Genomic DNA, 17,324 nt, shown 5'->3' with positions numbered 1-17,324 from the left:
ACCAGCGGGTGTCAGAGGCCGAGTTCCTCGTCGAGTGCGGCGAACAGTTCGTCGTCCGTGGCCTCCGACAGGTCCGCCACCGGCGCCGCGTCGGCGGTGCCCGCCAGGCTCAGCTGCTGCCAGTCGCGCAGCAGACCCTGGAGCCGGACGCCGACGGCCGCGTGTTCCTCGGCCTCCATCACCAGCTCGGAGAGGGCGACCGCGACCTTGTCGAGGTCCTGGAGCAGCCCGAGGGACGTGGCCGAGGCGCCGCCGTAGCCGAGCTCGGACAGCACGTGGTCGGTGAGCGCGCCGACCGTCGGGTAGTCGAAGACGAGGGTCGTCGGCAGCCGCAGCCCGGTCGCGGTGTTGAGCCGGTTGCGCAGTTCGACGGCGGTGAGCGAGTCGAAGCCCATGTCGCGCAGGCCGCGCTCGGTGTCGACGCCCGCCGGGTGGCCGAGCCCGAGGATGGAGGCGACGTCGGCCCGGATCAGGTCGCCGAGGACCTTGACGCGTTCCTCGGCGCTCACGCCGTCGAGCCGGTCGGTGAGTGCCGAACCGCCGCGCCCGGAGCCGGACTCCGCGGAGGACACGGCCGCGGCCCGGCGTACGGGCGTCCGCACGAGTCCGCTGAGCAGCGGCGGCAGGTTGCCACCGACGGCCAGCTCCCGCAGCGCCGGCCCGTGCGGGCGGACGGGGACGAGGGCCGGCTCCTCGGCCGCGGCCAGCGCCCGGTCGAAGAGGGCCAGGCCGTACTCGGTGTCGAGGGCGCCGAGACCGCTGCGCTCGATGCGGGCCAGGTCGGTGTCGTCGAGGTGGCCGGTCATGCCGCTGGCCTGCGCCCAGAAGCCCCAGGCCAGCGAGGTGGCGGGGAGTCCCTGCGCGTGCCGCTGGTGGGCGAGGGCGTCCAGGAAGGCGTTGGCGGCGGCGTAGTTGGCCTGGCCGGGGCTGCCCACGACCCCGGCGATCGAGGAGAACAGCACGAAGGCCGTGAGGTCCAGGTCCGCGGTGAGCTCGTGCAGATGCCAGGCGGCGTCCGCCTTCGGGCGCAGCACCTTCTCCAGACGCTCCTGCGACAGCGAGCCGAGCACCCCGTCGTCCAGGACGCCCGCGGTGTGCACGACCGCCGTCAGGGGGTGGTCCTGCGGGACCTCGCCGAGCAGCCGGGCCAGGTCCGCCCGGTCCGCCACGTCGCACGCGGCCACCGTGACCTGCGCGCCCAGCGCCGTGAGGTCCGCGGCGAGCGCGTCCGCGCCCTCCGCCTTCGGGCCGCTGCGCGAGGTCAGCAGCAGATGCCGTACCCCGTGCCGCTCCACCAGGCGCCGGGCGACGAGACCGCCCAGGACGCCGGTCCCGCCGGTGATCAGCACGGTCCCTTCGGCGTCGAACGGCGCCACGGGCTCGTTCGCGGCGGCCGGCAGGTCGTCGGTGAGCCGGGGCACCAGCAGGGCGCCGTCCCGGACGGCCGCCTGCGGCTCGTCCAGGGCCAGCACAGCGGACACCGCCTCGCGTACGTCCGTCCCGTCGACGTCCACCAGGGTCACGCGGCCGGGCTGCTCGGACTGGGCCGTGCGCACCAGGCCCCACACCGGCGCGGCGGCGAGGTCCACGGTCCGGCCGGGCTGTACGGCGACGGCTCCCCGGGTCAGCACGACCAGCCGGGAGTCCGCCCACCGCTCGTCGGCGAGCCACTCCTGGAGCAGGCCGAGCGTCCGCCCGGTGACGGCCCGCGCCTCACCGGGCAGGTCCCCGTCACCGCCGACGGCGTCCACGACGACGACGTCGTACGCCGCCGTGCCGTCGGCGGCGAGCGCCCGCAGATCCTCGAACCTGTCGCCCAGGCCGTCGGGCGCCGTGCCCACGACGGCCCAGCGGCCCTCCGCCCCGGCAGCCGCCGGCGCCTGGCGCGGCAGCCATGTCACCCGCAGCGGGGTCGGGCCCCTGCGGGCCCCGGCCGGGACGAGTTCGCCCTCCAGGGGGCGCAGCGACAGCGCGTCGACCCGGGCGACGGGCGCCCCTTCGGTGTCCGCGACCTCGATGGTCAGCGCCCGGCCGTCGGCGGCCGGGGTCACGCACACCCGTGCCGCGACGGCACCGGTGGCGTACAGGGACACGCCCGTCCAGGAGAACGGCAGCCGGACCCGGGTGTCACCGCCGTCGGCGGGCAGCACCACCGGGTGCAGCGCCGCGTCGAGCAGGGCGGGGTGGATGCCGAAGGTCCGGGCGTCGGCGTGCAGCCCGTCGGGCAGCGCCAGTTCGGCGTAGGTGCGCTCGCCGTCCCGCCAGACGGAGCGCAGGCCCTGGAAGGCGGGGCCGTAGTCGTATCCGGTCGCGGCGAGCCGGGCCCGCAGCTCCTCCACGGAGGCCGGAGCCGCGCCGGCCGGCGGCCAGACCGTGAAGTCGGTGCCGGGGGCGGCAGGTTCACCGGCGGTGAGGGTGCCGACCGCGTGGCACGTCCACGCCTCGCTGTCGGTGTCCGAGAGCGGTCCGCCGTCGTCCGTCAGGGAGTAGACCCGCACGGACCGGCCGCCCTGCTCATCCGGCGCCCCCACGACGACCTGGACCAGCACCTCGGCATCGTCGGACAGCAGCAGCGGTGCCTGAAGGGTCAGTTCGTCGAGCCGCTCGGCGCCGGCCTCGGCACCGGCGCGCAGCGCCAGTTCCACGAAGGCGGTGCCGGGCAGCAGCGCGGTGCCCTCCACGGCGTGGTCGGCCAGCCAGGGGTGGCTGTCCAGGGACAGCCGCCCGGTCAGGACCGCGCCGCCGTCACCGGCGATGCGTACGGCTGCCCCGAGCAGCGGATGCCGCGCGCTGTCCAGGCCCGCCGCCCGGACGTCGCCCGTGGCGGTCGCGGCCTCGATCCAGTGGCGCTGCCGCTGGAAGGGGTAGGTGGGCAGGTCCACGCGCCCCGTCGGGGCGGGCGGCAGGACGGGCGTCCAGTCGACGGGCACCCCGCGCACATGAGCCAGGGCGACGGAGGCGAGGAAGCGGTCCAGGCCGCCCTCGCCGCGCCGCAGCGACGGCACGGAGAAGGAACGCGCGGCCTGCGCGGCCTCGACGGTCTCCTCGATGCCGATGACGAGCACCGGGTGCGGGCTGCACTCGACGAACGCCTGGTCGCCCTGCGCCAGCAGATTCCGGACCGTCTTCTCGAACTCGACCGTCTGCCGCAGGTTGCGGTACCAGTAGTCGGCGCCGAGTTCCGTGCCCTCGGTCCTCTCCCCGGTCACCGTCGACCAGAAGTCCACGGACGCCGCCCGCGGCCGGATGCCCGCCAGTACCTCGGCGAGGCGTTCCCGGATGGTCTCGACCTGCGGGGAGTGGGAGGCGTAGTCGACGGGGATCCGCCGGGCGCGCACGCCGTCCCGCTCGCACGCGGCCATGAGCGCGTCCAGCGCCTCTGGGGTACCGGCCACCACGGTCGCGGACGGTCCGTTGACGGCCGCGACGCCGATCCGGTCCTCCTGGCCGGCGATACGTTCCCGCACCGCGTCCGCCGGAAGCGCGACGGACATCATGCCGCCCGCGCCGGCCAGCGCGGTGATCGCCTGGCTGCGCAGGGCCACCACCTTGGCGCCGTCCTCCAGCGACAGCGCCCCGGCGACACACGCGGCGGCGATCTCGCCCTGCGAGTGCCCGACGACCGCGCGCGGCTCCACTCCGAAGGACCGCCAGGTCTCGGCAAGCGACACCATGACCGCCCACAGGGCCGGCTGCACCACGTCGACCCGCAGCAGCGCGTCGGGGTCGTCGGTCTCGTCGAGTACGTCGATGAGGGACCAGTCGGTGTACGGGGCGAGCGCCTCGGCGCAGGCGGCCAGCCGCTCCCGGAACACCGCCGAGGAGGCACGCAGGTCCTTCGCCATGCCGAGCCACTGCGAGCCCTGCCCGGGGAAGACGAACACGGGCGCCGGGTCGCCGGTCACCGAGCCGGCCACGGCCCGTGCCGTCGAACCGCCCTCGGCGAGGGCACCGAGCCCTTCGAGCAGCTCCTCGCGGCCGGCCCCGACGACGACCGCCCGGTGGCCGAGCAGCGCCCGGCCGTGGGCGAGTTCGGCGGCCACGTCCCGCACCGCGGATTCCCCGGCCCCGGCGAGGTGGTCGCGCAGCCGGCCGGCCTGCTCGCGCAGGGCCGTCTCGGTGGCGGCGGACAGCAGCCACGGAACGGCCGTCCCGTCCGGCGCGGCCGCGAACTCCGCCTCCTCCTCGACCTGTTCGATGATGGCGTGCGCGTTGGTGCCGCTGATGCCGAACGACGACACACCGGCCCGGCGCGGACGCCCCTCCGGCGCTGCCCACTCCCGCTGCTCGGTCAGCAGCTCCACGGCACCGGCCGACCAGTCCACATGCGGGGACGGCTCGGTCACATGCAGGGTCTGCGGCAGCACACGATTCCGCATCGCCATCACCATCTTGATCACACCGCCGACACCGGCGGCGGCCATGGTGTGCCCGATGTTGGACTTCAACGACCCTAGCCACAGCGGCCCTTCGCGGTCCTGCCCGTACGTGGCGAGGATGGCCTGCGCCTCGATCGGGTCCCCCAGCGAGGTACCCGTCCCATGCGCCTCCACCGCGTCCACATCGGCGGCCGTGAGCCCCGCCGAAGCCAGCGCCTGCCGGATCACCCGCTGCTGCGAAGGACCGTTCGGTGCGGTCAGACCGTTGCTCGCGCCGTCCTGGTTGACGGCGCTGCCCCGCAGCACCGCCAGCACCCGGTGCCCGTTGCGCCGCGCGTCCGACAGCCGCTCCAGGAGCACCAGACCGGCGCCCTCGGCCCAGCTGGTCCCGTCGGCGTCGGCCGAGAACGCCTTGGAGCGCCCGTCGGGGGCGAGACCCCGCTGCCGGCTGAACTCGACGAACATGCCCGGCGTCGACATGACCGTCACACCGCCGGCCAGCGCGAGATCGCACTCACCGCTCCGCAGCGCCTGCGCCGCCATGTGGATCGCCACCAGCGACGACGAGCACGCCGTGTCCACGGTGATCGCCGGCCCCTCCAGGCCGAAGGTGTAGGCGATCCGGCCCGAGGCGACACTGGGGGTGCCGCCCGTCAGCAGATACCCCTCGAACCCGTCCGCGGGCTCGTGCAGCCGGGGACCGTAGTCCTGCGCGGTCGCACCGACGTACACACCCGTGGCACTGCCCGCGAGCGACGCCGGAGCCATCCCGGCCCGCTCGAACACCTCCCACGCCGTCTCCAGCAGAATGCGCTGCTGCGGGTCGATCGCCGCCGCCTCCCGCGGCGAGATCCCGAAGAACTCCGCGTCGAACAGGTCGATCCCGTCGAGGAAACCGCCTTCACGCGTGTACGTCCTTCCGGGCACGCCCGGCTCCGGGTCGAACAGCCGCTGCAGCTGACGCCCCCGCTCGTCCGTGGCCTCGCCGATCGCGTCGACACCCTCGGCCACCAACCGCCACAGCTCCTCCGGGGACGACACCCCGCCCGGGAACCGGCACCCCATCGCCACGATCGCGACCGGATCGTCGGAGGCGGCACCCGTGGACCGTACGGCCAGGTCCCTGCCCGGCTCGCCGAGCGCCTCCCGCACGAGGTGCGCCGCCAGCACGGCCGGCCTCGGGTGGTCGAACAGCAGCGTCGCCTCCAGGGCCAGCTCCGTCCGCGCGGCCAGCCGGTCGCGGAACTCCACGGCCGTGAGCGAGTCGAAGCCGAGGTCCTTGAACGACAGCGAGGTGTCGACGTCCGCGACGGACGGGTACTCCAGCACCAGCGCCGTCAGCTCGCGGACGAGCCGCAGCGCCAGGTCGGCCCGCCGCGCCTCCGGCGCCCCGGCCAGCTCCCTGACCCAGGCACTCCCTTCCTCGGCCACGGCCTCCTCGGCCACCTCCACCGCGGCCGGGGCCGCCACCGGCACGCCCGTCGGCCAGTAGCGCTCGCGCTGGAAGGCGTAGGTGGGCAGCTCGACGTGGCGTACCTCGGCCGGGAGAAGCAGCGACCAGTCGACGTGAACACCCCGTGCGTAGGCGCTGCCCAGCCCCTTGAGGAACGTCCGGGCCTCGGGCCGGTCCCGGCGTTGCGTGGCGATCGCGGTGACGGTGTCGTCGCCGGTGAGGGTCTCGCGGGCAAGGGCGGTGAGGATGCCGTCGGGGCCGAGCTCCAGCAGCGTGGTCACGCCTTCGGCCCGCATGGCGTCGACGCCGTCGGCGAAACGGACCGCTTCGCGGACGTGGCGGACCCAGTACTCCGGGTCCTGGAGCAGGCCCGGCTCGGCGAGCCGGCCGGTGACGTTGGAGACCACCGGGATCTTCGCCGACTCGTACGAGATGGACGCCGCGACCTTGCGGAAGTCGTCCAGCATCGGCTCCATGAGCGGGGAGTGGAAGGCGTGGCTGACCTTGAGCCGGGTCGTCTTACGGTCGGCGAAGTGGGCCTGCACGGCCAGCACCTCGGCCTCCGCGCCGGAGATCACCACCGAGCGCGGGCCGTTGACCGCGGCAATGCCGACGCCGTCCGTCAGCAGCGGACGTACTTCCTCCTCGGTCGCCTGAAGCGCGACCATGGCGCCGTCAGAAGGCAGGGCCTGCATCAGCCGGCCCCGGGCAGCGATCAGCCGGGCAGCATCCTGGAGGGAGAAGACCCCGGCCACATGCGCGGCAGCGATCTCACCCACCGAGTGCCCACCGACCACCGACGGCTTCACGCCGAAGTGCTCGGCCAGCCGGAACAACGCCACCTCGACAGCGAACAGCGCAGGCTGCGTGAACCCGGTCTGGTTCAGCTGCTCCGGGTCCTCACCCCAGACAACGTCCCGCAGCGGAAGCTCCAGCTCAGCAGCCACCGCGTCAAAGGCCTCGGCGAACACAGGGAAGGCCTCGTACAACTCCCGGCCCATCCCCAGCCGCTGAGCCCCCTGACCCGTGAACAGCACACCGACGCCACCCGGCGTGACCCGGTCGCCGACCACAGACGACAGCCCGGCGACGAGCTCCTCCCGGGTCTCGCCGAGGACAACAGCCCGATGGTCGAACAGCGTCCGCTGCCCCAGCAGGGCCGCGCCGATCTCGCCGATCCCGGTATCGGTCCCGGCCGCGAACGCGGCCAGCTTCTCGGCCTGGCCCGCCAGAGCCTGGGCACTGCGGGCAGAGATCACCCAGGGCACAAGACCTGCGACGGGCTCAGGCGCCTCCACGGTCTCGGGCTCGGCCGCCTCCAGCACCAGATGGGCGTTGGTGCCGCCCATCCCGAAGGACGACACGCCCGCGAGACGGCGCCCGGCTGTCTCGGGCCACGGCGTCAGCGTGGTCTGGACGCGCAGGTTGAGGGTGTCCAGCGGGATGGCCGGGTTGGGCGTCTCGTAGTTGAGGCTGGCCGGTATGTGGCCGTGGCGCAGGGACAGGGCGGCCTTGATGAGGCCGACGATGCCGGCCGCGCCCTCCAGGTGGCCCACGTTGGTCTTGGCGGAGCCGACGACGAGGGGGTCTCCCGGTCGGCGGTGCTGCCCGATGACGGCGCCGAGGGCCGCGGCCTCGACGGGGTCGCCGAGGCGGGTGCCGGTGCCGTGGAGTTCGACGTAGCCGATGTCGGCGGGGGCCACGCCGGCCCGTTCGCAGGCGAGGGCGATGACCTCGCGCTGGGCGTCCGCGCTGGGCACGGTGAAGCCGTCGCCGCTGCCGTTGTTGACCGCGCCGCCGCGGATCACGCAGTAGACGCGGTCGCCGTCGGCGCGCGCGTCGGCGAGGCGCTTGAGGACGACGACGCCGCCGCCCTCGCCGCGTACGTAGCCGTTGGCGCGGGCGTCGAAGGTGTGGCAGCGGCCGTCGGGCGAGAGGGCGCCGAACTTGGAGGTGGCGACGGTGCTCTCGGGGCCGACCATGAGGCTGACTCCGCCGGCGACGGCCAGGGAGGTCTCGCCGTCGCGGAGGCTGTCGCAGGCGCGCTGCACGGCGACGAGGGAGGAGGACTGGCCGGAGTCGACGACGAGGCTGGGGCCGGACAGCCGCAGGTGGTGGGAGATGCGGTTGGCGATGCCGCTGCGGTGCAGGCCGGTCACGGTGTGCACGCCGATGCGGCCGGTGCCGAGCCGGTTCATGAGGGCCGCGTAGTCGTCGGCGATGGCGCCGACGAAGACGCCGGTCCTGGTTCCCCGCAGCTCGTGCGGAAGGAACGCGGCGTCCTCCAGGGCCTCCCAGGCGAGTTCCAGCATGAGGCGCTGCTGGGGGTCCATGGCGGTGGCTTCGCGGGGGGAGATGCCGAAGAAGCGGGCGTCGAAGCGGTCGATGCCGTCCAGGAAGCCGCCCCAGCGGGAGATCGTCCGGCCGGGCTCGTCGGGGTTCTCCGAGTAGTGCTCGGCCGCGTTCCAGCGGTCCTCGGGGACTTCCCGGACGGCGCTGGTGCCCGTGGTCAGCAGCTGCCAGAAGGCGTCCGGGGACTGCGCTCCGGGGAACCGGCACGACATGCCGACGACCGCGACGGCGGTCTCACCCTGGTCCTCCTGCGGAAAACCGAGGTCGGTCGGACGGTTCACCATGGGACTCCTTCGCCTTCTTCTTCGTGCGGGAGGGTTGGTCTGGGAGATGTGCAAGGGGGGGAGGGTCAGGAGAAGACCACGGTGCGGGTGCCGTTGAGGAGCACCCGGTGTTCGGCGTGCCAGGCGACGGCCCGGGCCAGCGTGGTGTTCTCGATGTCGCGGCCGAGTGCGACGAGGTGGCGCGGGTCGGCGTCGTGCCGGACCCGGACCACGTCCTGCTCGATGATCGGGCCCTCGTCCAGGTCGGCGGTGACGTAGTGGGCGGTGGCGCCGATCAGCTTCACGCCCCGGGTGTGCGCCTGGTGGTAGGGCCGGGCGCCCTTGAAGCTGGGCAGGAAGGAGTGGTGGATGTTGATGATCCGGCCGTCGAGCCGCTTGCAGACGTCGGCCGACAGGATCTGCATGTAGCGGGCGAGGACGACGAGTTCGATGCGTTCCTCGGCCACCAGGTCCAGCAGCCGGCGTTCGGCCTCCGGCTTGGTCTCGGGGGTGACCGGGATGTGGTGGAAGGGGATGCCGTGGGCGCCGGCCAGTTCCTCGAAGTCGGGGCAGTTGGACACCACGCCGGCGATCTGGACGGGCAGTGCGCCGGTGGCGGCCCGGAAGAGGAGGTCGTTGAGGCAGTGGCCGTACTTGCTGACCATCACCAGGACCCGGGTGGGTGCGGCCATGTCGTGGAACTGCCAGGTCATGGAGAATCGCGCGGCGGTGTCGGAGAATTCCGTGCCGAGTTCCTGTGGGGTCATCGGCCGGCCGAGCGCGAAATGGACACGCAGGAAGAAGATTCCGCTCTGCCGGTCGCCGTACTGCTGGCTGTCGAGGATGTCACCGCCGATGCCGAGCAGATAGCCGGTCACGGCGTGCACGATTCCGGGGGAATCGGGGCAGGACAAGGTCAGCGCATACTGGTGCTCGGGGGTCGTCGTCAATTCTTTTCCCCTGTGTCGCAGCGGGTCTGTCAGCACAGGCCCGCTGGGGCCTCGTCGGCCGACGAGCCGGCCCGGAACGCTGCGTGGACGGGGGCCTCCTACGCTCGTTCCGGGCCGGCTCGGGGCCGTTCCACAGGTTCGAAGATATGTGGCACAGGGGGCCACAATTAACCCCTATTAACCCCCTAACGGCCCCTAGGAAAAGGAATTCGAGCACACTTCCCGAATGTTTTCCTTTGGGGGTTACACGGCTTCCGCGGGGGAAATCAGGGGAAGGAAGTCGCCGAGGTCGCTCCGGCGGTTCACCTGGAGCTTCCGGTAAATGCGGGTGAGGTGCTGTTCCACCGTGCTGACGGTGACGAACAATTTCTGGGATATCTGCCTGTTGGTATAGCCCTTCGCGGCCAGGACCGCAACACGCTGTTCCGCCTCGGTGAGTTCGTCGGCGGCCGCGTCGAGGCTCTCGTGGACGGGTTCGCGCTGGGCGGGGAAGTGGGTCACCGCGCCGTGCTCGCCGGTCCGGGCCGAGCCGAGCTGGTAGCTGATGCGGCGGGCCACCCCGCTCGCGCGCTGGGCGCTGGCCCGCGCGGGCCGGGTCATGCCGAGGTCGAAGTACGCCTTGCTCAACAGGTCCAGCGCACGGGCGAGTTCGAGCTGGTCGCCGCCCTTCTCCAGGTCCTCGACGGCCTCGTTGAGCAGCCGCAGGCGCGAGCGCGGGGCGCTCGTCGCGGCGAGGGCCCGCAGCGAGATGCCCCTGGCCCGCCGGCTCTGTGTGGGGCAGGCGCGCAGTTGTTCCTCGGCGAGTCCGCGTGCCTGGTCGGACTCCTCGGTCTCCCACAGCAGTTCGGCGACCTCGGTGCGCCAGGGGACCACGGCGGGCAGGTCCATCTTCCAGGACCGCATCAGCTCGCCGCAGGTGCGGAAGTCGTCCGTGGCGGCCCGCTGGGCGCCCATGGCACGGTGGTAGCGGCCACGCGCGTAGAGATAGTGCACCGCCCACCGGGTGCGCATGATGCCGGCCGGGACGGGGTGGCTGAGCGCCTCGGCGGCCTGGCTGAGCCGTCCCGTCAGGGTCTGCGCGGTGATCAGCACGGACAGCGGCAGCCCGACCGCCGGTCCCCACGCCTTGGCCGGGAGTTCCTTCAGGGCCTCGGCGGCCAGGTCCGCGGCACTCTCCAGCGCGCCCTGGCGCAGCGCGATCTCCGCGCTCATCGCCGTGAGCAGGGCGCCGCGCGTGCGCTGTCCGTGCGCCTGGGCGTCGGCGCGCAGGGACGCGCAGTGCAGGGCCGCGCGGTCGAGCCGGTCGGCGTAGATCAGGACGTCGAGGGCGGTGATGACGGCGGGCGCGAACGCCCGGCCCTCGGCCGCGCCGAGCAGGCAGGTCTCCGCGAAGGCGATGGCCTCGTGCGCCGGCCCGCCCGCGAGCATGTCGCGCAGCAGTCCCGCTCCCCGCGCCTCCAGCCCGAGGGCGTGGGGCAGCCGGTCCTGGGTGGCGGGCTCGGCGTGGCCGGGGATGCGTTCCAGGATGCCGGGCCAGGTGACGGCCAGCCAGGGGCCGAGCCGTTCCAGCAGCTCGCGCCGCCGCTCCTCGGGCAGTGCGGCGCAGATGGCGACGACCTCGTGCTCGTCGCCCTGCCACAGCATGTGGCGGACGAGGAAGTCCAGTCCCTCGCCCAGCAGATGGCCGTCGTGGTAGGCGGCGACGGCGTCGGGCAGCCGGCGGCAGGCCATGGCCGGGTCGAGGTTCCACTCGCAGCCGATGAGCTCCATGAGGATCTCGGCCCGCTCCTCCTCGAAGGGCGTGGAGTCCATGGCGAGTTCGAGCAGCCGGGCGGCGTCGAGGAACCGGCCCTCGGAGCGCGGTGTGTCCGCCGCCTCGCACAGCACCGGGATCGCCCAGACGTCGGCCGGCTCCTCGGCCTCCAGCAGATGGGCGGCGGTGACCTGCGCGGGCGCGTTCAGCGAGGCGAGCACATCGGCGGCCCTGCGGTGCAGTGCGGCCCGCTGCGGCCGGTCCAGCGAGTCGAGCAGCAGCTGGGACAGCATCGGATGCCGAATCGTTCCGCCACAGGCGATGCCGGCCGCCTCCAGCGAGCTGACGGCCTGCCACACGCTGCGTTCGTCGAGCCCCAGCACCTCCACGAGGTGCTCGGCGCCCCCGAAGCAGTCCAGGAGGGCGCTGGTCACGGCGACCTCCCGGGCCAGCGCGGGCATGCGCCGCAGCAGGCTGGTCAGTGCCTGCGGGAAGGTCCGCGGCGCGGGCAGGCTCGGGGCCGGTGTCGGCTGCCCCTCCTCCTGCTCCTGTACGTCCTCCAGCAGCGCCCTGATCAGCAGCGGGTTGCCGCCGGTCATGGCGCGCCAGGCGAGGGCCTGCTCCCGGCCGACGCCCGCGAAGCGCTCGGCGAGCAGCTCGGCGACCCCGTCCGCCGAGAGGGTGGTCAGGGTGAACCGCCGGAAGGAGGGCTGGCGCAGCAGTTCGGTGAGGAACTGGCTGAACGGCCCTTCGAACCCGTCGCAGACACTGACCACGATCGCCACCGGCGCGGACCGCGCGCGGTGGATGAAGCGTCCGAGCCGCCGCAAGGAGACCTCGTCCGCCAGATGGACGTCGTCCACGACCATGACCACGGGCCGGTCGCCGCCGAGCAGCGCGTTGTGCATCAGCCGCGCACCGGCGGCGTCGAGCCGGCCCTCTGCCACGTCGTCGGCGACGTCGTGCAGTTCGCTCATCGACTCAGGCGCGCCGGCGAGGAGTTGGGCGATCGCGGACAGCGGGACGTCGCGCTCGTCGGGCGAGCACACCGCCGCGAGGACGGCCGCGCCGTGCTCCTCCTCCGCCCAGCGCGCGAAGGCGTGCAGCACCTCCGTCTTGCCCAGCCCCGGTCCCGACTGGACGACGGCGACGCCACCTCTGCCGCTCACCGCCCCGGTGAAAACCTCCCGCAGTCCTGCTGCCACAGCATCACGTTCGACAAGTACCACCACTGGCCTTTCCCCCATGCACCCCGGTGCGACGGGTCGACGCCGTCCGGGGTACCGCCAACGTGTGTCACGGCGGGGCACCGAAAAACCAATGGAGAGATTTCTCATATCGCCCGGGAATGTTTTTCGCTCAACAAGCGAACTCCCCCGAGCACGCCCAGCCACCAAACATCTTTGGCCACGACCAGTATCTTCGCAAGTTCATTCATTGGTGAGCCCAAAAATTTACCAATCAATGAAGATCGTTTGACCAGAAAACCCGGCCTGAGCTGGAGCTATGCCAATCCTCAAGTGAATCTCAAAGACGGCTTCGCCAATGCCGCCAGCCGTCACCCTTACGGCGACGGCTTTCGGCTGTTTGCCAAAGAATTCCCCTGTTCTTATTCCTCCCCTCCGCAGGAGGCCACCCTCATCGCGAAGTAGTGGGCCGCCGCGTGCAGGATGGCATTCCTTTCTTCTTTCAACAGAGCCAGCTCGGTCCGCAGCCGCAGCAGCTCCAGCCGCTCGTCCGCCGCGAGCTCCTCGGCCCACGGGCCGGCCGGGCACGGCTCCTCGCTCCCGTCGGCGCCCTCCGCCTTGCGGACCCAGGTCCGCAGGGTCTCGGGGTTGATGCCGAGCCGGCGAGCCACGGTGGCGATCGGCTGACCCGACTCCTGGACCATCGCGACGGCGTCGGCGACGAACCGGGCTCCGTACTTCAGCGGCCTTCCCATCGCACCCCCCTTCTCCGGATGGCCTGGGGGCCTCGGACGTTCCCCGGTCCCGGCCCCAGTGCCGGCGTCAACGATGCGAGACAGTCGCCTCGTCCCCCCGCGCGGAGGACATCGTGGCCGCGGCGCCGACGGCCGCGTGGGCGGGTGCGGCCGCGGCTCCGGGGCCCGTCGGGCCCGGTCGGCCGGGGGCCTTGGAGCGGCCCGCCATCAGGACCAGGACCAGCGCGGCCAGGCCCGCGGCCAGCACCGTGCCGGCCATCAGCATCTGGTCGACGCCCGCCGCAGTGGCGGCCTCGGCCAGCTCCCTGAGGGCCCCGCGGCCCTGCGGCGGTGCCGCCTCGGCGATCTTCGCGCCGGCTCCGGCGCGCAGCGCCTCGGTGATCTCGGCGGCGTGCTCCTTCATCTCGGGGCTGGCCGCGAGCCGGTCCTTGGCGTCGTTGACGACCTGGTGCTCGAACACCGCGCCCAGCACCGCGACACCCACGGCCGTGCCCAGGCGGCGGAAGGTGTTGACCGCGCCCGTCGCCATACCGGCGTCACTGGGCTTGACCGCGTTGAGCGAGGCGGCCGAGGCGGAGGAGCTGATCACACCGAGGCCGATACCGCCGATGACGAAGCCGGGCACGAGGTGCGTCCAGGTCGTGCTGCCGTCCACGCCGGTCATCAGCCAGGCACCGGCGGCCACCAGCACCATGGCGATGGCGATCAGCCAGCGGTCCGGCAGCTTGTGCGCGACCTTGGCGGCCAGCGGCGCGGCGACGAAGGCGGCGAGGGTGAGCGGCAGGAAGCGCAGGCCCGCGTCGACGGCGTCGTAGCCGAGCCCGTTCTGCACATAGACGGCCAGGTAGTTGAGGCTGGAGACGAGCGCGGCCTCCACGCCGAAGGAGGCGAGGATGATGCCGACGAACTGGCGGTTGCGGAACAGGCGCAGCTCCAGCATGGGGCTGGCGGCGGTGGCCTGCCGGACCACGAAGCCGATGAGCAGCGCGGCACCCACGCTGAAGCAGGTCAGGATGCGGGTGGAGCCCCAGCCGTCGCTGTTGCCCTGGATGAGGCCGAACAGGAGAAGGACCAGTCCGCCGACGAGCAGCACGGTGCCCGGCCAGTCCATGGCGCGCGCGTTCTCGGCGCGCGACTCGGTCAGATAGCGGAAGCCGAGCACGAAGGCGACGGCGGTCACCGGCACGGTGACCAGGAAGATCCAGCGCCAGCCGGGTCCGTCGACGAGGACACCGCCGAGCAGCGGGCCGACCGCGGTGGCCGCGGCGATGGAGGCGCCGTAGGCACCGATCGCGCCGGCCCGGGCGCGCGGCTCGGGGAACGCGGCGCCGATCAGCGGCAGCGTCATGGCGAACAGCAGCGTGCCGCCGATGCCCTGGACCGCGCGGGCCACGTCCAGGCTCAGGGTGTTCTGCGCCAGGGCGCAGCCGATCGAGCCCAGCGTGAAGACCGCCATGCCGACCTGGAAGACCTTCTTGCGCCCGATCCGGTCGCCCAGGGTCGCCGCGGTGAGCACCAGCCCGGCCAGCGGGAGGGTGTACGCGTTCACCACCCAGGTGAGGTCGGACAGGCTCGCGTCCATGGCGTCCTGAATGCTCGTCAGCGCCACGGCGACGATCGTGACGTTCATGAGCAGGACGAAGACGGCGGTGCAGACCAGGGCGAGTGTCCAGCCCCGATGAGACCTGCCGACGGTGGCAGTGGGTGCCACGACGGGCTCCTCTCGTTTACGCAACAGGTGTAGCCTATACGACAAAGGTGTACGCCCATAGCGCTACACCTGTCAAGCTAAGACTGTTCACTAAACTGGATCCGGGACATCACAGGACGACAAGAGGAGGCCGGGAGCCATGGCATCCGGGCAGCGCACCACCGCCACGACCACGCAGGAACGCGAGACCACCGGTGAGCAGCAGGCGCCTGAGGAGACCGGGCAGACCCCCCGGCGCCGCAGGCCCGCACGGCGCGGGCAGGGAGGCCAGCTGCGCACCGAGATCGTCGAGGCGGCGAGCCGCATGCTCGCCGAGACCGGCGACGTGAACACCCTGTCGCTGCGCTCCGTGGCCCGCGAGGTCGGCGTCGCGGCCACCTCGATCTACCTGCACTTCGACGACATCGCGGAACTGATCACCGCGGTCAAGCAGCGCCGCTTCCAGCAGTTCACCGAAGCCCTGTCCGAGGCGGCCGGCACCGCAGGGGACGACGCGCCCTCCCGGGTGCGGGCCATGAGCCGGGCCTACGTCTCCTACGGCCTGACCCATCCGGGCAACTACCGGGTCATGTTCACGCCGCTGTCCGAGACGGCGAACTCCGCCGAGGGCGACGACGAGAGCCGCCGGGAACGGCAGGCCATCGGCGAGGGCGCCTTCGCGCTGCTGTGCGACGCGGTGTCAGCGGCCGTGGGAGAGGCCGACGGGGAGCGCGTCGCCATCCACCTGTGGACGGCCCTGCACGGCGCCGTCACCCTGCACAGCCTGACGTACTTCCCCTGGCCGCCCGTCGAGGAGCACGTCGACAGCCTGGTCTCCCTGCTGCTGCGGCCCTGAGACCTTCCTCACAGCGGCTGGGGCGGTGCGGGGAGACCCGCGCCGCCACCGCCGTAAGGGGAAACCGACTGCCGTGAGAGAAAACACAAAGCAGAAGGGCCGGCATCGTTTTCACGATGCCGGCCCTTCCGACTGGTGCGCGAGGGGGGAGTTGAACCCCCACGCCCTTGCGGGCACTGGAACCTGAATCCAGCGCGTCTGCCTATTCCGCCACCCGCGCATTGGGTGTGTCCTCGGGCTCCGTTCCTTTCGGCCCGGCGCCTTCCGACACGCAGAACATTAGCACGGTGGCCGGGGTGGATTCACATCCCTTCCCGCCGGGGGGTGACCGACGCGAGCCCGGGGGCGCCGCTCCCGGTGGCACGTATCAACCCTGTACCGGTCCTCCCCGTCCTCCCAGGAGCCGGGCCGCGAGCACAGCCGCGTGCGGGACACTGGTCCGGGGCCGCCTCTACGATCCATGGCAGCAGGGGGCCCGAGCGGAGTTCGAAGGAGCTCCGCGGGGGGAACTGTCGCAGGCGTCGGCAACCAGTCGGCAGCCGCGCGGCGACCTGGAGGCAGCCGTCGGCATCCGTCGACACCGATCAGCCGGTTCACCAGGGGGAACCAGCCGATCCAGCAGCGCGTGGATACGATCAGTAAGCAGTACCAAGTAAGAAGCAGCCGGGTAAGAAACAGCAGTACGCAGGACGACAGCGACGGAGGAGGTGCCCCATGGGAGTCCTGAAGCGTTTCGAGCAGCGTCTCGAAGGTCTGGTCAACGGCACCTTCGCCAAGGTCTTCAAGTCCGAGGTCCAGCCGGTGGAGATCGCCGGCGCGCTCCAGCGCGAGTGCGACAACAACGCGACCATCTGGAACCGCGACCGGACCGTCGTACCCAATGACTTCATCGTGGAGCTGAGCACACCCGACCACGAGCGGCTCAGCCCCTACTCCGGTCAGCTCGGCGACGAACTCGCCGGCATGGTCCGCGACTACGCCAAGCAGCAGCGCTACACCTTCATGGGCCCCATCAAGGTCCATCTGGAGAAGGCCGACGACCTCGACACCGGTCTGTACCGGGTGCGCAGCCGTACCCTCGCCTCCTCCTCCAGCCAGGCCCAGGCCCCCGGCCCCGCGGCCGGACCCGGACAGGACGCAGGCGGCTACGGCTACCCGCAGCCCCGCCCCGCGGCCGGACCGGCCGCAGGCGGCTACGGCTACCCGCCGCCCGGCGCCGCACCCGGAGCACCGCCCGCCGGTGCCCCGCCCATGCCGTCGGCCCCGCCACCCGGCGCACGCCCCGGCGGCTACGGCTATCCGCAGCCCGCGGCCGGCCGGCAGCCCGGCGGATACGGCTACCCGCAGCCCGCGGGCGGCCAGCGGCCCGGCGCCGCACCCGGCGGACCCGCGGCCGGCGGCCGCACCCGCTACTGGATCGAGATCAACGGCACCCGCCATCAGATCTCCCGCGCCACGCTCGTGCTGGGTCGCAGCACCGAAGCCGACGTGCGGATCGACGACCCCGGCGTGAGCCGACGGCACTGCGAGATCCGGACCGGAACGCCCTCGACGATCCAGGATCTCGGCTCCACCAACGGCATCGTGGTGGACGGGCAGCACACCACCCGCGCTACGCTCCGCGACGGCTCGCGGATCGTCGTGGGCAGCACCACCGTTATCTATAGGCAAGCCGAAGGGTGATCC

At 72.5% G+C, this 17,324-nt stretch carries 7 protein-coding genes and 1 tRNA gene; 2 read left to right on the top strand and 6 right to left on the bottom strand.

What is annotated here, in order from left to right:
- Positions 1-11: 11 nt before the first annotated feature.
- The 5 genes from ACIQ6Y_RS13775 to ACIQ6Y_RS13755 form a co-directional block, all read right to left on the bottom strand.
- Positions 12-8,468 carry an SDR family NAD(P)-dependent oxidoreductase gene (locus ACIQ6Y_RS13775; RefSeq protein ID WP_404037080.1) on the bottom strand — a complete coding sequence of 2,819 codons (8,457 nt, stop codon included), beginning with the start codon at positions 8,466-8,468 and terminating at the stop codon, positions 12-14.
- Between the two features lie 65 nt (positions 8,469-8,533).
- The gene (purU, locus tag ACIQ6Y_RS13770) at positions 8,534-9,397 is read right to left on the bottom strand and encodes a formyltetrahydrofolate deformylase (protein WP_404037077.1); all 864 of its coding nucleotides are present in this window, start codon (positions 9,395-9,397) and stop codon (positions 8,534-8,536) included.
- Positions 9,398-9,640: 243 nt separating this feature from the next.
- The gene (locus ACIQ6Y_RS13765) at positions 9,641-12,397 is read right to left on the bottom strand and encodes an AAA family ATPase (protein ID WP_404037074.1); all 2,757 of its coding nucleotides are present in this window, start codon (positions 12,395-12,397) and stop codon (positions 9,641-9,643) included.
- Positions 12,398-12,759: 362 nt separating this feature from the next.
- The gene (locus tag ACIQ6Y_RS13760) at positions 12,760-13,092 is read right to left on the bottom strand and encodes a transposase (RefSeq protein WP_404037071.1); all 333 of its coding nucleotides are present in this window, start codon (positions 13,090-13,092) and stop codon (positions 12,760-12,762) included.
- A 67-nt stretch (positions 13,093-13,159) separates the two neighbouring features.
- Entirely contained in the window at positions 13,160-14,803 is a 1,644-nt protein-coding gene (locus ACIQ6Y_RS13755; RefSeq protein WP_404037068.1) for an MFS transporter, read from the bottom strand.
- Positions 14,804-14,942: 139 nt separating this feature from the next.
- Between ACIQ6Y_RS13755 and ACIQ6Y_RS13750 the strand changes: the two genes are divergently transcribed.
- On the top strand, positions 14,943-15,638 hold the full coding sequence (locus ACIQ6Y_RS13750) for a TetR/AcrR family transcriptional regulator (protein ID WP_404037065.1): 696 nt from the start codon (positions 14,943-14,945) through the stop codon (positions 15,636-15,638).
- A 133-nt stretch (positions 15,639-15,771) separates the two neighbouring features.
- Here ACIQ6Y_RS13750 and ACIQ6Y_RS13745 read toward each other — a convergent pair.
- Positions 15,772-15,858 (bottom strand) — tRNA-Leu (locus ACIQ6Y_RS13745).
- A 494-nt stretch (positions 15,859-16,352) separates the two neighbouring features.
- Here ACIQ6Y_RS13745 and ACIQ6Y_RS13740 point away from each other — a divergent pair.
- Positions 16,353-17,321, top strand: a complete 969-nt coding sequence (locus ACIQ6Y_RS13740; RefSeq protein ID WP_404037063.1) for an FhaA domain-containing protein — start codon at positions 16,353-16,355, stop codon at positions 17,319-17,321.
- The last annotated feature ends 3 nt before the right edge of the window (positions 17,322-17,324 follow it).

This window comes from Streptomyces sp. NPDC096205 (genome assembly GCF_044763135.1).
Lineage (GTDB): Bacteria > Actinomycetota > Actinomycetes > Streptomycetales > Streptomycetaceae > Streptomyces.
Note: the sequence above shows the minus strand (reverse complement) of the source record. Positions and strands in the feature narration are given on the sequence as shown.